23 protein-coding genes are annotated in these 21,470 nt (G+C 58.5%); 11 read left to right on the forward strand and 12 right to left on the reverse strand.

Translation table 11 applies throughout. From position 1 onward, the window contains the following. Nucleotides 1-14 precede the first annotated feature (14 nt). Nucleotides 15-440: a VOC family protein gene (locus tag AABB31_RS18570; RefSeq protein WP_342076727.1), complete on the reverse strand. Its 426-nt coding sequence runs from the start codon at nt 438-440 to the stop codon at nt 15-17. 107 nt (nt 441-547) lie between these two features. Between AABB31_RS18570 and AABB31_RS18575 the strand changes: the two genes are divergently transcribed. Next, nucleotides 548-1,075 (forward strand): helix-turn-helix domain-containing protein, encoded by a 528-nt coding sequence (locus tag AABB31_RS18575; protein ID WP_342076726.1) that lies wholly within the window; start codon nt 548-550, stop codon nt 1,073-1,075. On the opposite strand, the gene topA is transcribed toward AABB31_RS18575, so the two are convergent. Continuing rightward, complete coding sequence (gene topA / locus AABB31_RS18580; RefSeq protein ID WP_373635132.1) at nt 1,072-3,681, reverse strand: type I DNA topoisomerase; 2,610 nt, start codon at nt 3,679-3,681, stop codon at nt 1,072-1,074. The two genes, AABB31_RS18575 and topA, sit on opposite strands and share 4 nt — an antisense overlap. Nucleotides 3,682-3,858: 177 nt before the next feature. Next, entirely contained in the window at nt 3,859-4,992 is a 1,134-nt protein-coding gene (gene dprA / locus AABB31_RS18585) for a DNA-processing protein DprA (RefSeq protein WP_373635134.1), read from the reverse strand. A 338-nt stretch (nt 4,993-5,330) separates the two neighbouring features. On the opposite strand from dprA, the gene serB reads away from it, so the two are divergent. After that, the gene (gene serB / locus AABB31_RS18590) at nt 5,331-6,209 is read left to right on the forward strand and encodes a phosphoserine phosphatase SerB (RefSeq protein WP_342076724.1); all 879 of its coding nucleotides are present in this window, start codon (nt 5,331-5,333) and stop codon (nt 6,207-6,209) included. Between the two features lie 48 nt (nt 6,210-6,257). Next, nucleotides 6,258-7,388: a PLP-dependent transferase gene (locus AABB31_RS18595; RefSeq protein WP_342076723.1), complete on the forward strand. Its 1,131-nt coding sequence runs from the start codon at nt 6,258-6,260 to the stop codon at nt 7,386-7,388. 70 nt (nt 7,389-7,458) lie between these two features. Here the strand turns inward: AABB31_RS18595 and AABB31_RS18600 are convergent, their stop codons facing one another. The 3 genes from AABB31_RS18600 to AABB31_RS18610 form a co-directional block, all read right to left on the reverse strand. Continuing rightward, the gene (locus tag AABB31_RS18600; RefSeq protein WP_342076722.1) at nt 7,459-7,830 is read right to left on the reverse strand and encodes a rhodanese-like domain-containing protein; all 372 of its coding nucleotides are present in this window, start codon (nt 7,828-7,830) and stop codon (nt 7,459-7,461) included. A gap of 98 nt (nt 7,831-7,928) precedes the next feature. Beyond that, nucleotides 7,929-8,216, reverse strand: coding sequence for a VOC family protein (locus AABB31_RS18605; RefSeq protein ID WP_342078943.1), 288 nt, complete (start codon nt 8,214-8,216; stop codon nt 7,929-7,931). A gap of 352 nt (nt 8,217-8,568) precedes the next feature. Beyond that, nucleotides 8,569-9,255: a response regulator transcription factor gene (locus tag AABB31_RS18610; RefSeq protein ID WP_342076721.1), complete on the reverse strand. Its 687-nt coding sequence runs from the start codon at nt 9,253-9,255 to the stop codon at nt 8,569-8,571. Nucleotides 9,256-9,410: 155 nt separating this feature from the next. Between AABB31_RS18610 and ribA the strand changes: the two genes are divergently transcribed. From ribA to AABB31_RS18630, 4 genes are all read left to right on the forward strand, one after another. Then, a complete protein-coding gene (ribA, locus tag AABB31_RS18615; RefSeq protein WP_342076720.1) occupies nt 9,411-10,487 on the forward strand; it encodes a GTP cyclohydrolase II in 1,077 nt (358 codons plus the stop codon). A 71-nt stretch (nt 10,488-10,558) separates the two neighbouring features. Next, nucleotides 10,559-11,053, forward strand: a complete 495-nt coding sequence (locus AABB31_RS18620) for a L,D-transpeptidase family protein (protein WP_342078942.1) — start codon at nt 10,559-10,561, stop codon at nt 11,051-11,053. 48 nt (nt 11,054-11,101) lie between these two features. Further along, entirely contained in the window at nt 11,102-11,605 is a 504-nt protein-coding gene (locus tag AABB31_RS18625; protein WP_373635135.1) for an RNA pyrophosphohydrolase, read from the forward strand. Nucleotides 11,606-11,633: 28 nt separating this feature from the next. Next, nucleotides 11,634-12,119, forward strand: coding sequence for a hypothetical protein (locus AABB31_RS18630; protein ID WP_373635136.1), 486 nt, complete (start codon nt 11,634-11,636; stop codon nt 12,117-12,119). Here the strand turns inward: AABB31_RS18630 and AABB31_RS18635 are convergent. Both AABB31_RS18635 and AABB31_RS18640 read right to left on the reverse strand, forming a co-directional pair. Beyond that, a complete protein-coding gene (locus tag AABB31_RS18635; RefSeq protein ID WP_373635137.1) occupies nt 12,099-13,277 on the reverse strand; it encodes a lytic murein transglycosylase in 1,179 nt (392 codons plus the stop codon). The genes AABB31_RS18630 and AABB31_RS18635 overlap by 21 nt on opposite strands. A 58-nt stretch (nt 13,278-13,335) precedes the next feature. Further along, entirely contained in the window at nt 13,336-14,070 is a 735-nt protein-coding gene (locus AABB31_RS18640; protein ID WP_342076716.1) for a YafY family protein, read from the reverse strand. 76 nt (nt 14,071-14,146) lie between these two features. On the opposite strand from AABB31_RS18640, the gene AABB31_RS18645 reads away from it, so the two are divergent. Together AABB31_RS18645 and AABB31_RS18650 are read left to right on the forward strand one after the other, a co-directional pair. Continuing rightward, nucleotides 14,147-14,845, forward strand: a complete 699-nt coding sequence (locus AABB31_RS18645) for a glutathione S-transferase family protein (RefSeq protein ID WP_342076715.1) — start codon at nt 14,147-14,149, stop codon at nt 14,843-14,845. Beyond that, nucleotides 14,842-15,249 (forward strand): DUF1801 domain-containing protein, encoded by a 408-nt coding sequence (locus AABB31_RS18650; RefSeq protein WP_342076714.1) that lies wholly within the window; start codon nt 14,842-14,844, stop codon nt 15,247-15,249. The genes AABB31_RS18645 and AABB31_RS18650 overlap by 4 nt, the downstream gene beginning before the upstream one ends. A 145-nt stretch (nt 15,250-15,394) precedes the next feature. On the opposite strand, the gene AABB31_RS18655 is transcribed toward AABB31_RS18650, so the two are convergent. The 4 genes from AABB31_RS18655 to dapE form a co-directional block, all read right to left on the reverse strand. Continuing rightward, entirely contained in the window at nt 15,395-15,580 is a 186-nt protein-coding gene (locus AABB31_RS18655) for a hypothetical protein (protein WP_342076713.1), read from the reverse strand. A 280-nt stretch (nt 15,581-15,860) separates the two neighbouring features. Next, on the reverse strand, nt 15,861-18,101 hold the full coding sequence (gene rnr / locus AABB31_RS18660; RefSeq protein ID WP_373635139.1) for a ribonuclease R: 2,241 nt from the start codon (nt 18,099-18,101) through the stop codon (nt 15,861-15,863). A 53-nt stretch (nt 18,102-18,154) separates the two neighbouring features. Beyond that, on the reverse strand, nt 18,155-18,622 hold the full coding sequence (locus tag AABB31_RS18665; RefSeq protein WP_342076711.1) for a hypothetical protein: 468 nt from the start codon (nt 18,620-18,622) through the stop codon (nt 18,155-18,157). Nucleotides 18,623-18,718: 96 nt separating this feature from the next. Continuing rightward, entirely contained in the window at nt 18,719-19,864 is a 1,146-nt protein-coding gene (gene dapE / locus AABB31_RS18670) for a succinyl-diaminopimelate desuccinylase (protein ID WP_342076710.1), read from the reverse strand. 251 nt (nt 19,865-20,115) lie between these two features. Between dapE and AABB31_RS18675 the strand changes: the two genes are divergently transcribed. Beyond that, the gene (locus AABB31_RS18675) at nt 20,116-20,892 is read left to right on the forward strand and encodes a methyltransferase domain-containing protein (RefSeq protein ID WP_342076709.1); all 777 of its coding nucleotides are present in this window, start codon (nt 20,116-20,118) and stop codon (nt 20,890-20,892) included. A gap of 102 nt (nt 20,893-20,994) precedes the next feature. Beyond that, a complete protein-coding gene (locus AABB31_RS18680; RefSeq protein WP_373635816.1) occupies nt 20,995-21,309 on the forward strand; it encodes a GFA family protein in 315 nt (104 codons plus the stop codon). Nucleotides 21,310-21,470 lie beyond the last annotated feature (161 nt).

Below are 21,470 nucleotides of genomic sequence, written 5' to 3' on the forward strand. Positions count from 1 at the left end.
CGGTTGCAAGAAAGTTACTGCGGCAAAACACTTTCATCATATCCCGCCACAAATTCTGCTGATGGTGGAATGGGCGTGATGATGTCGATCAGCAGACCATTTGGATCCCGGGTCACAAAGTGGCGTTGTCCATGGGGTTCATCGCGCAGGGGTTGCAGGATTTCAGCCCCCGTTTCCGTCAGGCGGGTGTGAACCGCATCCACATCTTCGACTTCAAATGTCAGGATGACCCCGCGCGACGGGCCCCGCGCAGTTTCATGGATGGTCTCATGTTGGGCGTCAATGACAGCCAAATTTACGCCTTCATCGTCGCGGGACTGCAAATGAACGTACCAATCGCTTTCAAACAAGGGCTGAAACCCCAAGTGGCGTTGATAGAAAGCGACTGTTCCGGCAACATCGTCGGTCTGGATCAATGGATAATATTGCGTCGATTTCATCTTGTTTCTCCATTTAGATACATGCAGTGTGTATGTATGTGGGAATAAACATACAGGCTGTATGTATGCAAGAAGAAAAGCAAACAAACGCGGCGCGCAGCGAGGCCATGCGAAAAAAATTGCTGGCGGCTGGGCGGAAATTATTTGCTGAACAAGGGTTTGCGGACACAGGCACCCCGCAAATCGTCAAAGAGGCAGCCGTGACGCGCGGTGCGCTCTATCACCATTTCGCTGACAAGACGGCCTTGTTCCGGGCCGTGGCCGAGGCGGAGGCGGCACAAGTTGCAGCAGAGATTCGCAAAGGCGACCTGATTGCAAGCAACAGTTTGGAGGCTGGCGGACGTGCGTATTTCAAAGCAATGTCAGTACCTGGCCGTGCGCGCATTCTCTTGCGGGACGGGCCGGGCGTGCTCGGGCAAGTCGACATGGACAGGATCGACGCAGGGGCAGGTCGCGCCACATTGGTCGAAGGTCTGCGGCACTGGCAACCAGATATGGAACAGGCCGAACACTTGCGGCTGGCTGTGTTGATATCCGCCGCCTTTGATCGCGCCGCATTGGCTGTTGGAGATGGCGACAACGCGGATGACTGGTTGGCCAGCCTGACAACACTCACCAAATCAATTGTGGGCTAGCTTTTCTTCGCAGCGGCCTTCTTTGGTGCGGCTTTCTTCTTGGCTGCAGCCTTTTTCTTTGCCGGTGCTTTCTTCTTTGTGACTTTCTTGCCGGACTTTGCAGCCCGTTCATCAATCAGATCCACGGCTTGGGCCATGGTCAGATCGGCGGGCTCAATCGTGTCGGGGATTGTCGCGTTGATCTTTTCCCACTTCACATAAGGCCCGTATTTGCCATCAAAGATATTGACCGGCCCGCCTGCTTCGGGGTGTTCGCCCAACTCACGGATCGGGACCGCCGCCTTGCCGCGACTACCGCGTGACGCGACCTTTTCTGCTAAAAGCTGCGCGGCGTGGTTCATGCCCACGGTCCAGACATCTTCGATGCTTGGCAGGTTTGCGTTTGTTCCGCCCTTGAACGAGGTGTTTTCCGCATGCTTCAGATAGGGGCCATACCGCCCCAGATTAGCCCACACATTCACGCCATCTTCGGGATGGGTCCCGATCAGGCGGGGAAGTTCCAATAGTTTCAGCGCCTCGGCCAGGCCGATCTCTTCGGGGTTCCAACCTTCGGGCACACCGGTGCGTGGCGGTTTCTTGTTGTCTTCGGTCACGGCACCGCGCTGGACATAAGGGCCAAAGCGCCCTTTGAAAACGCGGATTTCATCGCCCTGATCCTCGCCCAGCAACTTGCCATCGGGTGGAATGGCTGATGCTTCCGCCTCGGGGTCTGGGGGGCCAAAGGGTCGGGTGTAGCGGCATTCGGGGTAGTTCGAACAGCCGATGAATGCGCCACCCGACCGGGCGGTACGCATCGACAGGCGACCTGCACCACAATTGGGGCATAGACGCGGATCACCCCCATCCTCAAGCGGTGGGAACAGATGCGGTTCCAGCACCTCGTTGATCTTTTCCAACACCTCTGTGATGCGCAGATCGGCGGTCTCGGCGATGGCCGCTGAAAAATCGCGCCAGAACCGGCCAAGAACCTGTTTGTAGTCGGCGTCACCTGCGCTGACCTCGTCCAACTGGTTTTCCAGATCGGCGGTAAAGTCATAGCCGATATATTTGCGGAAATAGTTGGTCAGGAAGGCCGTCACCAAACGGCCCTTGTCCTGCGGGATCAGGCGGTTCTTGTCTTTCTCGACATAGCCGCGGTCCTGAATCGTTGTCACAATCGAGGCATAGGTCGAGGGGCGACCGATCCCCAGTTCTTCCATGCGTTTGACCAGCGTGGCCTCGGTATAGCGGGGCGGGGGCTGGGTGAAATGCTGTTCGGGGTCGACGGATTTCTTCTCGGCCTTCTCGCCCTCGGCCAGTTGCGGCAGACGCTTGTCGTCATCATCAACGACGCTGTCATCCTTGCCTTCCTCGTAAACGGCAATGAAGCCGTCAAAGACCATGACCTGCCCATTGGCGCGCAGCACGACCTGCTCGTCCGCGCTGGCCACATCAACAACAGTGCGTTCCAGACGCGCGGCGGCCATCTGGCTGGCCATCGTGCGTTTGTAGATCAGGTCATACAGCTTGCGTTGATCAGCATCCGCGATCTTGGCGCCATTCGTGTCCACCATCATATCCGTGGGGCGGATACATTCGTGGGCTTCTTGGGCGTTTTTGGCCTTGTTCTTGTACATGCGGGGTTGGTCCGGCACGTATTTATCGCCAAACTTGGCCTTGATCGCCTCGCGGGCGCCGGTCACGGCCTCGGGCGCCATATCAATGCCGTCTGTCCGCATATAGGTGATCAGCCCGGCCTCATACAGGCGCTGGGCAACACCCATCGTCTGTTTGGCGCCCATGCCAAATTTGCGGCTCGCCTCTTGTTGCAGGGTCGAGGTCATGAACGGCGGGGACGGATTGCGGGTGGCGGGTTTCGCCTCCACCGATTGGACAACCAGATCGCGAGAATTGATCGCCTGGACCGCCATTTCGGCCTGTGTTTCGTTGCCCAGATCGAATTTATCAAGCTTCTTGCCGGCCAGCGTCGTCAGTCTTGCCTCATATGTTTGGCCGCGGGCGGATTGCAGTTGGGCTTTGACCGTCCAGTATTCCTGATTGCGGAAGGCCTCGATCTCCATCTCGCGCTCGACGATGATGCGCAGGGACACCGATTGCACGCGGCCGGCTGATTTTGCGCCGGGCAGCTTGCGCCACAGTACGGGGGACAGGTTGAAGCCAACCAGATAATCAAGAGCGCGGCGGGCGAGATAAGCCTCGACCAGCGGGGCATCGACCTGCCGGGGGTTTTTCATCGCCTCGGTGACCGCCGATTTGGTGATCGCGTTAAAGACAACGCGGCTGACGGGCGTGTCTTTCTTGATGGCCTTGCGCGAGGTCAGGGCCTCGGTCAGGTGCCAGCTGATGGCTTCGCCTTCGCGGTCGGGGTCGGTGGCGAGAATTAACGCATTGTCGGTTTTCAGCGCATCGACGATAGCCTTGATATGCTTTTTGCTGTCGCTGGCGATCTCCCATTTCATGTCAAAATCGTCGTCCGGCAGGACCGATCCATCCTTTGGGGGCAGGTCACGGACGTGACCATATGATGCAAGCACAGTGTAATCGCTGCCAAGATAGCCGTTTATTTTCTTGGCCTTGGCGGGCGACTCGACAACGACAACTGGCATGAGAATCCTTCAATAAGGCGGCATGGGCTTAAGTCGCGCAAGATGTGGGTCCTGTGAGGGGAATGTCAATGCGGCTTGCAATCTTTGCGTTCGCAATGTCGTCAGGTGGTGTGGGGCGTGGGTGCTGGCCGATGGCAGAGCATTCGCCGTTATTTGTCGGCGCCCTGCCGCGTGCCGCTAGACCGTGCGGGACAGCAGACCACCCGCCTGCCTGCTGATCTTGCCGTCAAGCTCCAGATCAACCAGGACGTCGCTGAGTGCGGTGGCAGGGGCTGTAACGTCGCGCAGCAACTGGTCTTCGGCCATCGGCGTTGGGCCAAGACGGCGCAAGACCTCGTCATGCAGCTGGGCGTTGGTTTTCAACGGTTGCGGCGATGCTTTGGGTTGCATGAGGGGAAGTTCCGGGGCCGCATCCGGGATCGGTTGAAGCGCCTCAAGGATATCTTCTGCACTGCGGACCAGTGTTGCCCCATCACGGATCAATTGATTGCAGCCTGCGGCGCGCGCATCAAACGGATGCCCGGGAACCGCCAGAACATCGCGCGATTGATCCAGCGCATTGCGGGCAGTGATCAGGCTGCCCGACTTTGCAGCGGCTTCGACGACAACAACGGCCTGTGCAAGGCCCGACACAATGCGGTTGCGGGCGGGGAAATGGCGCGCCTGGGGCTGCTGGCCCATCGGTTTTTCCGAAAGGCGCAGCCCTTTCTTGCCGATATCGTGGGTGAGTTGGGCGTTTTCCGCCGGGTAGACAACATCAACCCCGCCAGCCTGGACGGCAATGGTGCCACTGTCCAACGACCCGATATGTGCGGCGGTATCAATCCCGCGCGCAAGACCGGATACAACAACATAGCCCGCGCGCGTCAGTTCGTCGGCCAGGCGTTTGGCCATGCGGGTCCCAAGCGATGAGGCATTGCGCGCGCCCACAAGGGCGACGATAGGCTGGCGCAAAAGCTCTATCCGGCCGATGGCCCAAAGCAATGGCGGCGCATCGGGGATATTTCCAAGCTGCGCGGGGTATTGCGGCGTCCCTTCGATGATCAATCTGGCACCAGCGGATCGGGCCGCCCTGATTTCGGCCTCAACAACGCCGGTCGGGCATACGGTATAGTTGGAAACACCCGCCTCGCGGGCAATCTTGGGTAGGGCGCGCAGCGCGTTCGCCGGACTGCCGCATTCTGCCAGCAGCCGACGATACGTCACCACGCCAACCCGGCGAGAGCGCAATAGGCGGAGCCGGTTGACGGTATCCTCTTCCGTGGTGGGTAGGAGTGGGGGGTGAGTGGAAGATTGATGTTTTCCTGTCATCCCGTTCGCTCCGCCGTATTGCCCAATCAGGATGTAAGAACGGGGTTAATGAGGTATGAATCTCTGTGATCAGCTTTACCGAAAAAATCGGGAAAATTGATAAAGCCCTGATTTGATGATCTATTCGCGCTGTCCTTTTTGGGTTGTGAAAAGACGCTGTGCGACCGGCCCTGACAGGCTGGCCCCCCATAAATAGCGGGGTAAGTGACCACTTGGCCCGCCATTTTCGAATCGGCGCCCTCCGCGTTTTGGTTTTGAACCGGCCTTCGCCGTGGACCACCTGCAAAAATGCCGCTAGACCGCCCTGAAACCACGCAAGCACCGTCTTTAGGAAACGCATGTTCACAGTTACGCTTTTGACCGCACCTACTGCGCCACGTCTTGATATGGCGCTTGTCGATAGTCTGCGGAATGCATGGGGTGGTGGCGATGCAATTTGGCTTGCACCCGATGAAGCGGCCGAATTTGATATTCCGGAACTGCCGGACAACCGGTGGGGCGTCTGGTCAGAACTGCAAAAGACGGCGACAGATCTGATCGTGCAGCCGCACCAGAACCGCCGCAAGAAGATGCTGTTGGCCGATATGGACAGCACGATGATCCAGCAGGAATGCATTGACGAACTGGCCGCAGAGGCCGGCGTTGGTGAACGGGTCGCCACAATCACCGCAAGGGCAATGAACGGCGAGTTGGATTTCGAGGCAGCGTTGACCGAACGGGTTGGGCTGCTGGCGGGTTTGCCGGAAAAGGTCATCGACAAAGTGCTGGCCGAGCGCATCACCCTGATGCCCGGCGGCCCCGTGCTCTTGGCCACGATGAAGGCAAGCGGGGCGTATGCGGCGCTTGTCTCGGGCGGGTTCACGGCGTTTACGGGCCATGTGGCGGCCATGCTGGGCTTTGATGAAAACCGGGCCAATACGCTGCTTGTTGCTGGGGGCAAACTGACCGGCGTGCCGGGGCAGCCGATCCTGGGGCAGGCCGCCAAGGTGCATGCGCTCGAAGAAATCACAACCCGCCTTGGGATTGCCGAGCACGACGTTCTGGCCGTTGGCGATGGCGCCAATGATCTGGCGATGCTGAAACGAGCGGGGACGGGGGTGGCCCTGCACGCCAAACCGGCGGTCCAGGCCCAATGCGATATCCGCATCAATCACGGGGATCTGACCGCGCTGCTTTATCTGCAGGGGTATAGCAAGGCCGAATTTCGGACACCCTAGACGCATCTGCGCTTGCATCCGGGCGCCGGGCCGCGCGACAACACGGTCATGAAGAAGCCCCTTGATCCCGCTACCTTGGCGGCACATGCCGCCGGCGCCCTCGATCACGCATCGGGTGGTGTTGTCCCGGCCTTGCAACCATCCACCACCTTCACGCGCGACGAGAATTACGATCTGCACCGTCCTGACAATATCTATGCCCGCGACAATGCGGACAACCTGCGTCAGGCCGAGGCGGTCATCCGAGCACTGGAAAACGCAACCGACACGTTGTTGTTCCCATCCGGGATGGCCGCGATTGCTGCTGTTTTCCGAACGCTGCCCAACCGGGCCCGCGTTGTGGTGCAAACGGGGATTTATTGGGGAACGACCCAGTGGGTTCGCGACTTTTGCGCGCGCCGCGAAGTGACCTTGATCGAGGCGGATGCCGCCGAACTGGCCGGATGCTGCGCGACGGAAAACCCGGATCTGGTCTTTGTGGAAACCCCGTCCAATCCGTGGCTGCAAACCGTCGATATCCGGCAAGTTGCGGATGCATCCGACGGCGTGTTGGTCGTTGATTGCACGGCTGCCACCCCCATTCTGACCCGGGCGCTGGATCACGGGGCCGACATTGTGATGCATTCGGCGACCAAGGCGATGAATGGCCATTCTGATGTGCTTGCCGGGGTTTTGTCGACGCGCAACGCGGATAGTAGTATCTGGGGCGCGATCCAGCTTGATCGCAAGACCGCAGGGGCCATGCTCGGGCCGTTCGAGGCATGGCTTTTGACAAGGGCCATGCGCACCCTGCCTTTGCGGGTCGAACGGATGAGCCAGAACGCCCAACGCCTTGCAGAATATCTTTTGGCACATGACCGGATCACCGACGTGCTCTACCCCGGGCTGCCACACCATCCGGGACATGCGGTGGCGCAAAAACAGATGCACGGTGGCTTTGGGTCGCTGATGTCGGTCCTTGTCGACGGAAGGCGCGAGGATACCCTTGCAGTTGTGGGGAAATTGCAGCTTTTCCTGCGTGCAACGTCGCTGGGTGGCGTGGAAAGCCTGGTCGAGCATCGCCACACGATTGAGCCAGATACCGGCATTCCGGAAAACCTGATCAGGGTGTCTGTCGGTATTGAGGGGATAGAGGATTTGATCGCCGATTGGGCGCAGGCCCTGGACGTCTCGGGTTAGAACCCATTAATTCCACGTCGCCGAGGTGAAGTACGGCAGTGATGACTGCCGTACCTGGGTAAGCAGCCGTCTACTCTTCTGTTGGGCCGCCTGCTTCTTTCCAGTCGCCAAAGCCACCGATATTGGTGACATTCTGGTAACCCATATCTTTCAGCGTCTTACCGGCCAGCGCGGCTTGACCGCCTGCACCACAGACAAGGTAGATATCGGCGTCCTTCTGCAGGGCGGCATTGTGGAACTGGGTCTCGGCATCGGCGACAAACTCGATCATCCCGCGTGCAATACGATGGGCGCCCGCAATTGTGCCGGTCTGTGCAATGGCACCGCTATCGCGCACGTCAACGAAAACGGCATCGGTATTGTGTTTCGCGATAGCCTCGGCGGCCGGAATACGCGGCACCGCTGCGTTGGCTTCGTTCATAAAATCGGCAGAGCTTTTCATCTGATATCCCTCTTGATGATTGCGGATGGAGATTAACAAGACCATCGGTGATTGCCACGCGATAGATTGGCCTTGATGCATAAACTCGGCGTGAGAGGTTAAGTTGCGTCCACATCCGCAGGTTGCCACAACTCAATCGGGTTGCCTTCGGGGTCGGTCAGCTGCGCAAATCGGCCACTCGGATGTATTTCCGGATCCACAGTGACGGCAATATCGCTCGCGGTCAGTTCAGCAATCGCTTGATCAAGGTTTTCGACCCGAAAGTTCAGCATCCAGCTTTGCTCTGGCCGGCCGAAATAGGTGGTATCATGATTAAATGGGGCGAAAACCGTTGGACCGGCCTGCTGATCCCAGCCAGGGTCACCATATCCGCCGACTTTCGTGATTCCAAAATGGCGTTCATACCAATCGGCGAGTTCCTTTGGGTTTTGCGCGCGAAAGAAAAGCCCCCTATTCCCAAGACGCGCACCATCGCAGTTCTCCTATCTGGCCATCCTATTCGGTTTGGCCCAACACGTTACCTGCACGGATGATGGTGAAACATGCAATGAAAACAATGGGTGGCGCACCCACGTGACGCTGATGTGCTGGCTGCCAGCATAATTATCGGCAAAAAAAAGCCCGGACACAAGGTCCGGGCCAGTCCAACAGGGAGGTGGTGATATAACCCGATCACCGGCGGGATGAGATAAGTTCCGGTGGCTGGGTTTGGGAGGCAACCCAACCACCGGAGGAGTACTACGCCACTAATCTATAGCCACCGGATTCGGTCACAAGAAGGCGGGCATTGGACGGATCTGGTTCTATTTTTTGACGAAGACGGTAAATATGTGTCTCTAATGTGTGCGTGGTCACACCTGCATTATAGCCCCAGACCTCGTGCAACAGTACGTCGCGGGCAACAACGCCTTCCGTGGCGCGATACAGGAACTTGAGGATATTCGTCTCTTTCTCCGTCAGGCGCACCTTCTTGTCGTCTTCGGTGACAAGCATTTTCTGGGCAGGCTTGAACGTATACGGCCCAAGCTGGAAGACGGCGTCTTCGGACTGTTCATGGGTGCGCAGCTGGCTGCGGATACGGGCCAACAGGACGGGGAACTTGAATGGCTTGCTGACATAGTCATTGGCGCCGGCATCCAGACCCAGAATAGTGTCTGCGTCACTGTCCTGCGCGGTCAGCATCACGATGGGGCATTTGACCCCCTGCTTGCGCATCAGACGGCACAATTCGCGTCCGTCAGTATCGGGCAACCCAACATCTAGGATCATCAGGTCATACAGACCTTCCTTGGCTTTCACCATTGCACTGGCGCCATCATCGGCTTCGAAGACGTCAAAGTCCTCGGTCATCAGCAACTGTTCACCCAGTGCTTCGCGCAGATCATCGTCATCATCGACGAGTAGAATTCTTTTGAGTTGTCCCATGACATCCTCCTTCGTTTCGAGACTAGATTTGTGCCGAACAGCGCGTTTGAGCAAGATGCGGTGCGAAATTTCACACGGACGTGTCTGTCCGCTGCCAATTGTTTCACTTTCGCACGGAATGAGACTATCTGCTGTAACAAAGGAAGGTATCACCAATGGGATTCTCGCCCGATGTTACAGAGCGTCTGGCCCGCGCCCGCGCCGATTTGCGCATGGGCGTGCCGGTTGTCTTTGACAACGGGCTGGTCATCCTTGCGGCTGAGACGCTCGATTCCACCCGGCTTACGGCATTGCGCAGTCTGCCGGGTGATCCGGTTCTGGTGATTACCGGATGGCGAGCGCAGACATTGAAGGCCCGCGCCTATGACGGTGATGTGGCCCGGATCCGGTTGCCGGCGGATGCGGCCTTGCCCTGGATCAGGGCTGTTGCCGACCCCGCCGATGATTTGCGCAACCCGATGAAGGGCCCTCTGCAATCCCTGCGAGAGGGGAGTGCGGCGATGCACCGGGCGGCAATTGCCCTGTGCAAGGCCGCCCGTCTGCTACCCGCCGCCCTGACGATTGAGGTTGCCGATGCCGCAGCATTTGCTGCTGCACAGAACCTGACATTGATCCCCGCTGACGCCATGGACAATGATGCGCTAAGCCCGTTGCATCCGATCATCTCAGCCCGTTTGCCGCTGGAGGTGTCCGACGCAGGCCGGCTGCATATCTTTCGGCCCGATGACGGGGCAGAGGAACATTACGCCGTCGAAATTGGACACCCTGATCGGGCAAAGCCGGTTTTGTCGCGGTTGCACTCTGCCTGTTTTACTGGGGATCTGTTGGGGTCGTTGAAATGCGATTGTGGTCCGCAATTGCGCGGGGCGCTGGCCCAGATGGGGGCCGAGGGGGCCGGGGTCCTGCTCTACCTCAATCAGGAAGGGCGGGGCATTGGGCTGGCCAACAAGATGCGCGCCTATTCGTTGCAGGATCAGGGGTTTGACACGGTTGATGCCAACCATCGCCTTGGATTTGAAGACGATGAACGGGACTTTCGCATTGGGGCCGATATTCTGAAACGCCTTGGGTTTGATGCAGTCCGTCTACTGACCAATAACCCTGCCAAGGTTGACCGCATGCAAGCTTGCGGGATTCGCGTGTGCGACCGGGTGCCCTTGAAGGTCGGGGAAAACCGGCACAACCACGACTACCTTGCGACAAAGGCCGCGAAGTCGGGGCATCTGCTGTAAGATCGTTTGCGGCATGGTAAATGGCATTTCTGCCGCTGACAGGCCTGACACATCGCGATATGACGACAGGCATGAAAGCTACCGATCTCGTTGTGACCCCGACCCATTTGCGGTTTCTCAATCGCCGCTTTCCCTGCACCATTGGCCGTGGTGGTCTGACCGACACAAAGGCCGAAGGTGACGGTGGCACACCGCGCGGGGTTCACCGCCTTGTGGGCATGCTTTACCGGGCGGACAGAATGGGAAAGCCCGCCGATTGGGCCTTGCCAATTGGGCCGCATGATCTTTGGTCGGATGATGTTTCCGATGACGACTACAATATGATGGTGCGGGCGCCGCACCCGTTTGGCCATGAAAAGCTGCGCCGGTCTGATCCGATGTATGATCTGATTATTCTGACCGACTGGAATTGGCCTTATGCGGTCAAGGGACGGGGATCTGCGATTTTCATACATCAATGGCGTGGTCCGGGGCGGCCAACGGCCGGATGTGTCGCACTTGCGCGCAAGGATCTGCGGTGGATTGCTCCGCGTATTACCTATGGTACACGTCTTGTTATTCGATAACGCGCAGGTTGCGCGTATCATGCTGTCAAACACAATAAAGGCGGCACAATGAAAGACGAAGGCCCAGTTATGACCTCCCAGGATATTTCCCGACTTCCCTACCGGCCTTGCGTCGGGATCATGCTTGCCAATCCGCGTGGGCATGTCTTCGTCGGGCAGCGGATGGACCGGGATCAGGACGCATGGCAGATGCCGCAAGGCGGTGTCGACAAGGGGGAAGGCACCGTAGATGCCGCGCTGCGCGAGCTTGAAGAAGAAACAGGCGTGACCCCCGACCTTGTTGCGGTCGAGCGCGAATCGACCGGTCTGATCCGCTATGACCTGCCTGCGGCGCTGGTCCCGAAGATGTGGAAGGGCCGGTATCGCGGGCAGGAGCAGAAATGGTATCTGATGCGCTTTCACGGCATGGATACCCAAATCAACATCCAGACCGCGCATCCGGAATTTTCCGCATGGAAGTGGTTACCGGCTGATCAGTTGGTCGGCGCGATTGTGCCGTTCAAACGTGCCGTCTACGAACAGGTCCTTGCGGAATTTGCCGCCAGCCTGTGAGCATAGAGCAGATGAAGGGATTTGCGTGATGAAATCAGCGATACTTGCGACATGTTTCCTTGCGATTGGCAGCCAGGCCGTGGCGCTGAGTTGTGTGCGTCCCGATCCCATAGCCACCTTTCAGACAGTGGCCGCCGCGCCTGAGCCGTATTTTGTGCTGCTCGGTGTGCTTGAGACAGGCGACAGCAAATTGCCGCCATCCATTCGGAATGGCGGCGAAGGCGAACCGGAACCGATCAGCGGGTATTTCCGGGGGAAGGGGCTGACCAAGCAGGGCTTTACCGCCGATTTCATGCGCCCTTTGGATTTGCAGATCGGCTGTGCGGGCCCGTGGTGCGGGGCGGCACCGGGAAATGTCGATGCGGTTTTCTTTGTCCGCGCCGATCAGGACCCGATCACCGCGATCGCTGGCCCTTGCGGCGGCATGATCTTCCCCAACCCCGATCAGGCGACGCTGGATGCATTGACCACCTGCATGCAGGGTGGGCCGTGCTCAGCGCAAACGCTCCAATAGACGCAAGGATGCGTAGCCGTCAGCAGGCAGGCCGACGCTTTGTTGGTAGCGCCTGATCGCGGCGCTGCTATTGGGGCCGATTTTTCCATCGACCCCGCCGGTTGAGAAACCCGCTGCGGTCAGGCGCTGTTGCAGCTCGACACGTTCAGCCCGGCGCAGGCTGCGCTCGCCCGCGGGCCAGGGTGTCTGCAGCGCGCCCATGCCGCGAATCCGGTCACCCAGATGGCCAACCCCGATGATATAGGCCTGCGCGTTGTTGTAGCGCGAAATCACCGTGTAGTTCCGAAAAATCAAAAAGGCGGGACCGCCCGCACCTGTGGGGGTAATCAACGAGGCATCACCATAATTCGGAACAACATTGCCATTGGTTCCCCGGACGCCCAATTGTCCCCATGCGGCCGGTGATCTGCTGCCGGTCTGCCCGTAGTTGAACCCGCCCGGCAACCGGACCTCGACCCCCCATGGTTGCCCCTTGCGCCAGCCAAACCGGCTGAGATAGGCAGCGGTTGATGCCAGTGCGTCGCTTGGATCATCTGACCATATGTCACGCCTGCCATCGCCGGTGAAATCGACGGCATAGGCTTGGTAGGACGTGGGTATGAACTGCGTATGGCCCATCGCACCGGCCCAGGACCCTGTCATGTTCTGTGGTGCCACATCCCCGCGCTGCAGGATGGCGAGGGCGGCGATCAACTGCTGCTCAAAAAACCGACCCCGGCGGCCGTCAAAGGCCAAAGTGGCCAATGTCGATATCAGTGGTACATCGCCGCGCCGCTGCCCGTAATTGCTTTCCATCCCCCAGACGGCAGTGACGATATGGGGGGGCACGCCATAGGTCGCCTCGATCCGGGAGAGAAGATCACTGAACTGTTGTACCAGAATGCGCCCGTTGGTGATCCGGGCGTCAGATGCGGCGGTTGCCATATATTCGGCCAGCGGTTTGACGAATTCAGCCTGGTTGCGGTCGCGGCGGATGCTGTCAGGCAGATATTGCACATTGGCAAAGGCCGCGTTGAATGTCCGGTCCGAGATGCCAGCCGCGCGCGCCCGCCCGCGAAACCGGTTGATCCAATTTCCGAAACCATTTGCATGGGCGGTGGCAAGGCCCGGCGCAATGATACCAAGCCCTGTGGCTACGATAAACTGCCTGCGATCCATGTCGAACCTCTGTTCGTTATTTTTGACAACACCTAGCGCAACGGCAGGACGAGTAAAATCAACTCTGGGCGCTGTCGCGGCTTTCTGCCGTCATGGCAGAAGGTTCCGGCCAGCATGATGACAACACGTCGATTGCTTCGCGCAGCATGGGGATCCGACGGGGCCGGAAACTACGGCTTGTGATCGCAAGATTGCGCATCCGATCAAGCCGGAAATTCCGGTAGGCCTTGCGCAGGTGGCACCAGCCGATCAGGTTATGAGTTTCCTTCAGAAACACGATCCCCAGCGGATCGACGCATCGCTGGGTTGGTGTGCCGTGGACATCAACGTAATCAATCTGGATTGTCCGTTCGTCCCAGGTGGCCTGCCGCAATGCGCGCACATCAATGGTGGGCTGTGGCGGGCGGATGATCCGATCCGCGGCCAGAACCGCATATTTCAATCGGTGTGCCTGTGTGTCGGGCAACCGCGCCTGCAGCTTGGTCAGCGCGTTTTTTGCAGCCCGCGCCAGATGCGGGTCCGCGATGGCCTGCACGTCGCGTAGCCCCAGCACAATCGCTTCGATTTCCTCGTCATCGAACATCATCGGGGGCAGGGCGGCATCTTCGGTCAATGCATATCCGTAACCTGCGGTGCCGTCGATGATTGCGCCCAACCCGCGCAACGCCTCGATATCGCGGTAAAGCGTGCGCAGCGAAACGCCCGTGTCCTCGGCCAGTTGGGCGGCTGTCACAGGCGGCGCGTGGCGGCGCAGTGATTGCATCAACTGAAACAGGCGGGCGGTGCGGGACATACGATGACGATATCATTCCTGCCAAAAACTGTCAGTACCCGGCTGTAGGTAGGTGTCAATCAATCAGGAGGTCTCGATGATCACGCTTATCACCTACCAAACCGGCTTTGGCGAAAGCAGTTTCAGTCCGTTCTGTGTCAAGGCGATGTGGCTTTTGAAGGCAGCAGGTGTTCCATGGGAAAGAGAGGACAGCAACGATCCGCGAAAATTCCCGAAAGCAAAGCTGCCCGCAATCCGTACAGAGGGGCAGATCATCGGCGACAGCCACAATATACAGGCGTATCTGGAACGCGGCGGCGCTGACTTTTGGGGACCGGTCGCTGCGCGTGACCGGGCTGCCGGGCATGCGCTGATCCGCATGGCAGAGGAGCATATGTATTTCCACGTCGTGCTGGACCGTTGGGGTAATGACGACTTTTGGCCATTGATCCGAGAGGCCTATTTTGCCGCAATACCCGCGCTTTTGCGCAAACCCATCACCGGTCGGATCCGCAAGAACCTGTTGCAGGGGCTGTCCGCGCAGGGCCTTGGCCGGTTCACAACCGAGGAACGGATGGCGCGGCTGGAACCGGATTTGGCGGCCATAGCCGCGTTTCTGGATGGGCGTGATTACCTGCTTGGGGATGTGCCGACCTTGCCCGATTATTCGGTTGCGGCAATGCTGTCTGCAGGTCTGGCCGCACCTATTCAGACGCCGTTGCGTCGCCGGTTGCAAAGCGATCCGGCGCTGACAAGCTACGTCAAGCGGATCAGGGACAGGATGGATGGCGCATGAGACAGTGTTTTGAAAGTGATGCGGTCAGGGCCGTTTTTGACGGCATGCCCGCGCATGATCGCGAAACGGCGCTGTGCTTGCGCGATCTGATTTTTGCGGTTGCGGCAGAAACGCCGACCGTCGGGCCGGTGGAAGAAGCACTGCGTTGGGGGCAGCCCGCCTATTTGACCCCGAAAACGAAATCGGGATCGACGCTAAGAATAGGTCTTATTCAGCAGGGTGGATGTGCCATCTTCGCACATTGTGCGACGGATATCATCAGCACCTATGCCGCCATGTTCCCCGGATGCGACCAGATCGAAGGGAACCGCGCGGTAGTCTTCACATCCGCCGACGCCATCGAGCCAGCGCGGCTGCGGTTTTTGATCTATCATGGGCTTACCTATCATCTGAAGCTGTCCTGACTTCAGCATTGGCGCCGATTGCGGCAAGACAGTGACTGCCGCTACCACCAGTCATGGCAAAACCATGGCTTTGTTTCGAAATTGCACACAATTCCCGTTTTACGTGCAATACTGTCCCGATGTGAAGCGTCCGTGAGTGTTGGCTTCAGATATTGTCGTAGGAAATCGGCGCGTAGATTGCAGGGCGATTCTCACGCATTGTCAGCTTGTTCCCCTGCATCACCACATCCCTGGTGATGCCAAGCAATGCCGCGTCCAATTGAACGGTGCTGCAATCATCACAGCCGCCCACCGCATCAAGCCAATGCTGGTTCGACTGTTGCTGTACCATCTGACGTCCAACCATCTCCAAATGGCTGTTCCGTTCGCTGGCGCTAAAATCAGCATGAGCATTCATAACGGCTCTCCCGACTGGTTAACTGACCATCAATGTCACCGGACAATGCGGCCTTTCCGTGTCGGGCATGGAACCGAATTGGACAAAGTTTGCGGCTTTTGAGGTCGTGGCCCCGCCCAAAATAGGAAAATCCGAACAGTGAGAGTAGGAGGTTCCCATTGTTGCAGGAACGCTGACAGATGCTGGGCCGCCCCGCGCAGCAGCGGGCAGCGACCTATTTGCGGGTCCGCTTTACCTTGCGCGCGGTCTTGGCCGCCTTTTTGCGCGCGCTGCCGGCCTTGCGGCGGGCGGGTTTGCCACGCCCGCGTGTCGGGCCGCGCGGCATTGTCCGCCCCTCGAGCCTGATCAGTTCGACGATCAGCCCGCCGGTTGTTGGGCTGACTTCGGCAAGTCTGACGCCGACGCGCTGGCCAAGTCCGATGATCTGCCCGCTATCTGCCCCCATCAATGTCTGGGTGTCGGGGTCATGGTGAAAATACTCTGACCCCAGCGTGCGGATGGGGATCATTGCATCTGCGCCGGTTTCATCCAGCTTCACAAACACCCCGAATTTCGCGATGCCACTGATCCGGCCTTCCATTTCGGCGCCGACCCGATCGGCCAGAAACGCAGCCAGGTATCTGTCTGTCGTATCGCGTTCGGCTGTCATGGACCGGCGTTCGGTGTCGCTGATCAACTTGCCGGTATCCGCAAGATGTTCCACATCCCAAGGGGACAGACCGTCATCACCCCAACCATGTGCGGTGATCAGGGCCCGATGCACGATCAGATCAGCATAGCGCCGGATGGGCGACGTGAAATGCGCGTAAGCCCGCAGCGCCAGCCCGAAATGCCCGAAATTTTCGGGATTGTAGTAGGCCTGCGTCATGGATCGCAGCGTGGCCATATTGACCAATTCGGCCTGTTCGGTTTCAGCCGCCTGTGCCAGCAACCGGTTCAGATGGGCGGTCTTGAGAACCTGTCCCTTGGCCAGCACCAGGCCTGACGCATTTGCAATCTCGCGCAGGGCGTCCAGCTTGTCGGGGCTGGGTTCCTCATGGACCCGAAACAGCAGTGGCGACTTGCGCCCGATCAGTGTCTCGGCGGCGGCCACATTGGCCAAGACCATGAATTCCTCGATCAGTTTATGCGCGTCGAGCCGTTCCTTGAAGTTGACCGACGTCACCTTGCCATCATCGCCCAGAACGATCTGGCGTTCGGGAAGGTCCAGCTCTAGCGGGGCGCGCTTGGACCTGGCTTTGGTCAGCGCATCGTAGGCCGCGTAAAGCGGATGGATCACATCATCCATCAACGGGGCTATCTTGTCATTGGGGCGCCCATCCATGCCTGCTTGCACGTCTTCATAGCTGAGCGAGGCGGCCGATTTCATAAGCCCGCGGTGGAATGCGTGCGATATCTTGGTGCCGTCCGCGTCGATCCGCATGGCGACGGCCAGACAGGCCCGTTCAACCCCTTCGTGCAGCGAACACAGATCACCTGACAGTCTGTCCGGCAGCATGGGTACAACCCGGTCCGGGAAATAGGTAGAGTTGCCGCGCTTGCGCGCTTCGCGGTCTAGGTCTGATCCGGGCGTGACATAGTGGGCCACGTCGGCAATGGCGACCCAGATGACGAAACCGTCGCCGTCGCGTTCGACATAACAGGCATCGTCATGATCGCGCGCATCCCAAGGGTCGATCGTGATCAGGGGCAGGTCACGCAGGTCCTTGCGGCCATCCAGTGTGGCCGGTGCTGCATTGTCGGCTTCGGCGACGACATCATCAGGGAAATGGTCGAGAATGCCGTGCTGATGAATGGCAATCAATGAGACCGCGCGCGGCGCAGACGGATCGCCAAGACGCGCCACGATCCGTGCTTTGGGCAGCCCCATGCGCCCCTTTGGGCCGGCCTGTTCAGCCTCGACCAACTCCCCATCCTTGGCGCCACCGGTTGCATCGGCTGCAATGGTCCACTGCTTGTCTGACCCCTTGTCGATGGGCAGGACGCGCCCGCCCTCGGATCCTGCGCGGAAGACCCCCAGAATGCGTTGCGGATTGGTGCCGATGCGGCGGATCATGCGGGCGGTGTGGGAATGGGTCTCGGTCGCGTCAACGGTCAGGCGGCCCAGGATACGATCGCCCTTGCCCAACGCAGGGTCCGAGGCGCGAAGCATCATCAGGATCACGGGTTCAGGCCCCTTGCCGGTCCATTCCAGTGGCCGGGCGAACAGGTCGCCATCTGTATCGGGGCCGGTGATTTCCAGCACCGAGACCGGGGGTAATTCCTCGGCATCGCGGTAGGACGACCTGCGCTTGGCCAGCTTGCCGTCTTCCTGCAGTTCCTTCAGCAGCCGCTTGAGGTCGATACGCGCAGCCCCTTTGATCCCAAAGGCCTTGGCGATATCGCGTTTTGCAGTCTTGGTTGGGTTTTCAGAGATCCATTGCAGGATTTCCGATTTCGAAGGGATGCGAGTCATGTCCCCGCCTAACATGGGTCAGACGGGGCGTCATCCAATTTGCTGAAGATGGCTCAGAACAAGTCGATACGCGGGCAGGGTTTGGTATCACCCTTTGCCCAAGCCTGAATTGCGCGTGTGAACACACCGTCGCCAATCGGGGCATAGGTGGTGACACGCGCGCCGGATGCTGTTGGGACGACATCGGCCATAACGCGCGGATACCAGCCCGGATTGCCAACATTATTAGGGCTGTTATGCTCGACGACGAAACTGCGCCCTTCCGTGCGCGTCCGATAATTGTCAAAGAAATTTGCATTCATCGTGATGCCGCGCGTCATTTGCGTATGTGACCCAAAGTTCATGCAGGACCGACCGCGATTGGCGATCGTCGACATCACGGCAGAAGCGGAACGCGCAACTTCGATGGTCTCGCTGCGCACGCCTGTATGGTTGCGGAGTTCATCGGTCGTTTGAGGGAACGAAAGACATCCAGCCAGGGTGGTGCAGGCGGCGGCAAGAACAAGTTTTTTCATCATCATCGCTCGTTTATTGGTGTCCATATGCGGGCTAGCCCCGTAAAATGGCGAAAACTTGGCAGGGGTGAGTTGATTTCAGGCGCCTGTCTGACCGCCTGATCAGGCGAAATAGTTTGTCAGAATACGCTTGTAGATCGCCTTTAACTGGCCGATCTGGTCCACGGCCACCCGCTCATCCACCTGATGCATGGTTTTACCTACCAGACCAAATTCAACCACGGGGCAGTGGTCTTTGACAAAGCGGGCATCTGATGTCCCACCTGATGTTGACAGCGCCGGTGTCACGCCTGTTTCCGCCGCGACGGCGGCGCTGACAAGGTCGGACAAATCGCCCGGCGGCGTCAGAAAGCTTTCGCCGGAAACTTTCACCTTGATATCCACATCGACGTCGAATTCCTCGGTCACACGCCCTGCTTCTTCGCCCATCCAATCGACAATCGCCTGGCTGGAATGGGCGTCATTGAACCGGACATTGACTGCCGCTGTGCAGGATGCCGGAATCACATTTGTGGCCGGATTGCCGGTATCCATCGTGACGACCGCAAGCGTTGAGGGGTCAAAATGCGCCGTTCCTTCGTCCAGCACATGGGATGACAGGCGGTCAACCAGTCGGGCCAGCGCAGGGATCGGGTTTTTGGCCCGGTGCGGATAGGCCGAATGCCCCTGCACCCCGCGTATCGTGAACCAGGCGGTCAATGACCCACGCCTGCCGATTTTCATGGCCTCACCCATCACGTCAGGGCAGGTGGGTTCACCCACCAGACAGACGCTCATCGCTTCGCCCTGCTGCTGCATCCAGTCCAGAAGGGCGGTGGTGCCGTGCAGCGCATCCCCTTCCTCATCCCCGGTGATCGCCAGAACGACAGCCCCGTCGGGCGGTGTTTCGGCGACAAAGTCAATGGCGGCGGCGGCAAAGGCCGCAACCCCGGATTTCATATCCGTCGCGCCCCGCCCATAAAGGTAGCCGTCCTTGATTTCGGCCCCAAATGGCAGAACGGACCAGTCATTTTCATTGCCCAGCGGAACAACATCGGTGTGGCCGTTAAAGCCGAATGTCCGGTTTGCCCCCTTCCGGCCCCAGCGCGCATAAAGGTTCGGCACGCCGCCGCGATCCACCCGTGCGCAGTCAAACCCGTTTTCGGAGAGTAACTTTTCCAGCAAAACCAGCGCGCCACCCTCGGCTGGCGTGATGGACGGACAGCGGACAAGGTCAGCGGTCAGTGCGACAGGATCAATCGGGGGCATGCGCAGTCTCCTTTTCGACATCGCTAAAGGCAGGTTGTGACGGATGCAATTCCTGATATTGGACGTCAGAGAACTTTGGTCTTCACGCCACAAGTCTGACCTGAATTCAGACAACGACGACGGCGACCTTCGGGCAGATCGCGGTGAAGGCCTCAAGAGAGCCCCATTCAGCCGAATGCTGCGATCTGCACGAATGTTAGTTCCTGACCATTGCGATTTGATCGTTTGCGTTCAATCGCTACAATCAGCGAATGCTAAAGTTTGACGAGAAAACGGCGGAATTGCTCGAGATCGCGTACCAGGGTGGCGACGTAACGCGACGCCGACGTAAAGCATTTGATGCGCTGCATCTTTCAAAGGGTGACACAGTCATTGATATTGGGTGCGGAAACGGGCTTTTGACCGAAGAGATTGCGCGCGCTGTCGACCCGACTGGTCGGGTCATTGGTATTGATCCAAGTGAAGATATGCGTTCTCCAGCTTCTGCACGCTGTGCTGCATTTCCGACCGTAGATATCAAGGGTGGCTTCGCCGATGAGCTTCCATTGCAGGACGGAGAGGCAGACAAAGCCGTCGCGGTACAAGTCCTTGAGTATCTCTCGGATATTCCATCAGCTATTCGAGAAGTTCATCGCGTATTGCGCGCAAATGGCAGGTTTGTCGCGGTGGATACTGGATGCAAAACACTTGATTGGTTCTCCGAGGATGAAGATCGGATGCGACGCGTTCAGAAGGCGTGGGATCATCACTATAAAGAGCCGCGGGTCGCGGCCCTTTGGCCTCGCTTCGTGCGGGATGCCGGGTTTGTTGCCGTTGAAGTCGAGCCCTTCACATTTTGCGATACAACCCTTCGTCCGGACGGCATTGCTTTCATGCTTTTGCATTTGATGTCGCGATATGCGGCGGAGAACGGGCACCTAAGCGCTTCGGAAACCAAACAATGGTTTGATGAACAAATTAGTCTGGCACAGCAGGGGCGGTTCTTTTTCTCACTGACTTATTACCGGATGAGTGCAATCAAAGCCTAGAATGCCGCGGAACAACAGCGAGGGGTCGATTTGACAGATACGATTTCAGGTGGGTGCAAATGCGGCGCAGCTCGTTATCGCGGAGAACTCGCCGATGTTTCAATGTTTCGTTGCTATTGCCGCGATTGTCAGCAACTTACCGGAGGCGGGCATTCTGAAATGGTCCCGTTGGTGGCAGAGACATTTAAGGTCGATGGCCCCAGAACTGAGTATCAGATGATCGGAGGCTCAAATCGCCCGACTTGGAGCAGCTTTTGCCCCACCTGTGGCTCTCCACTGACCCGTCGCAGTGAGCGAATGGCGCAATGCGTGTATGTTCACGCGTCATCACTTGATGATCCGAGCAGATATACGCCGAGCCGGATAATCAATGCCAATGCAGCACAACCATGGGACAAGCCTTGTTCGAAGCAGTAGACAGGGTCGCGAAGCTAAAATTCATACGTTTTTGCCATAGGCGCAAAACCGCAATTTCTGCGGCGCCAACCGAAAGCTGACTTTCGCACAACCGCCGCGCACGGCTGGTTTGTTCCGCTCTGCTGCTATTGGCGTGGGTGTTGATGAGATTCAGGAAATCT

Source organism: Yoonia sp. SS1-5 (genome assembly GCF_038443705.2).
Classification (GTDB): domain Bacteria; phylum Pseudomonadota; class Alphaproteobacteria; order Rhodobacterales; family Rhodobacteraceae; genus Yoonia; species Yoonia rhodophyticola.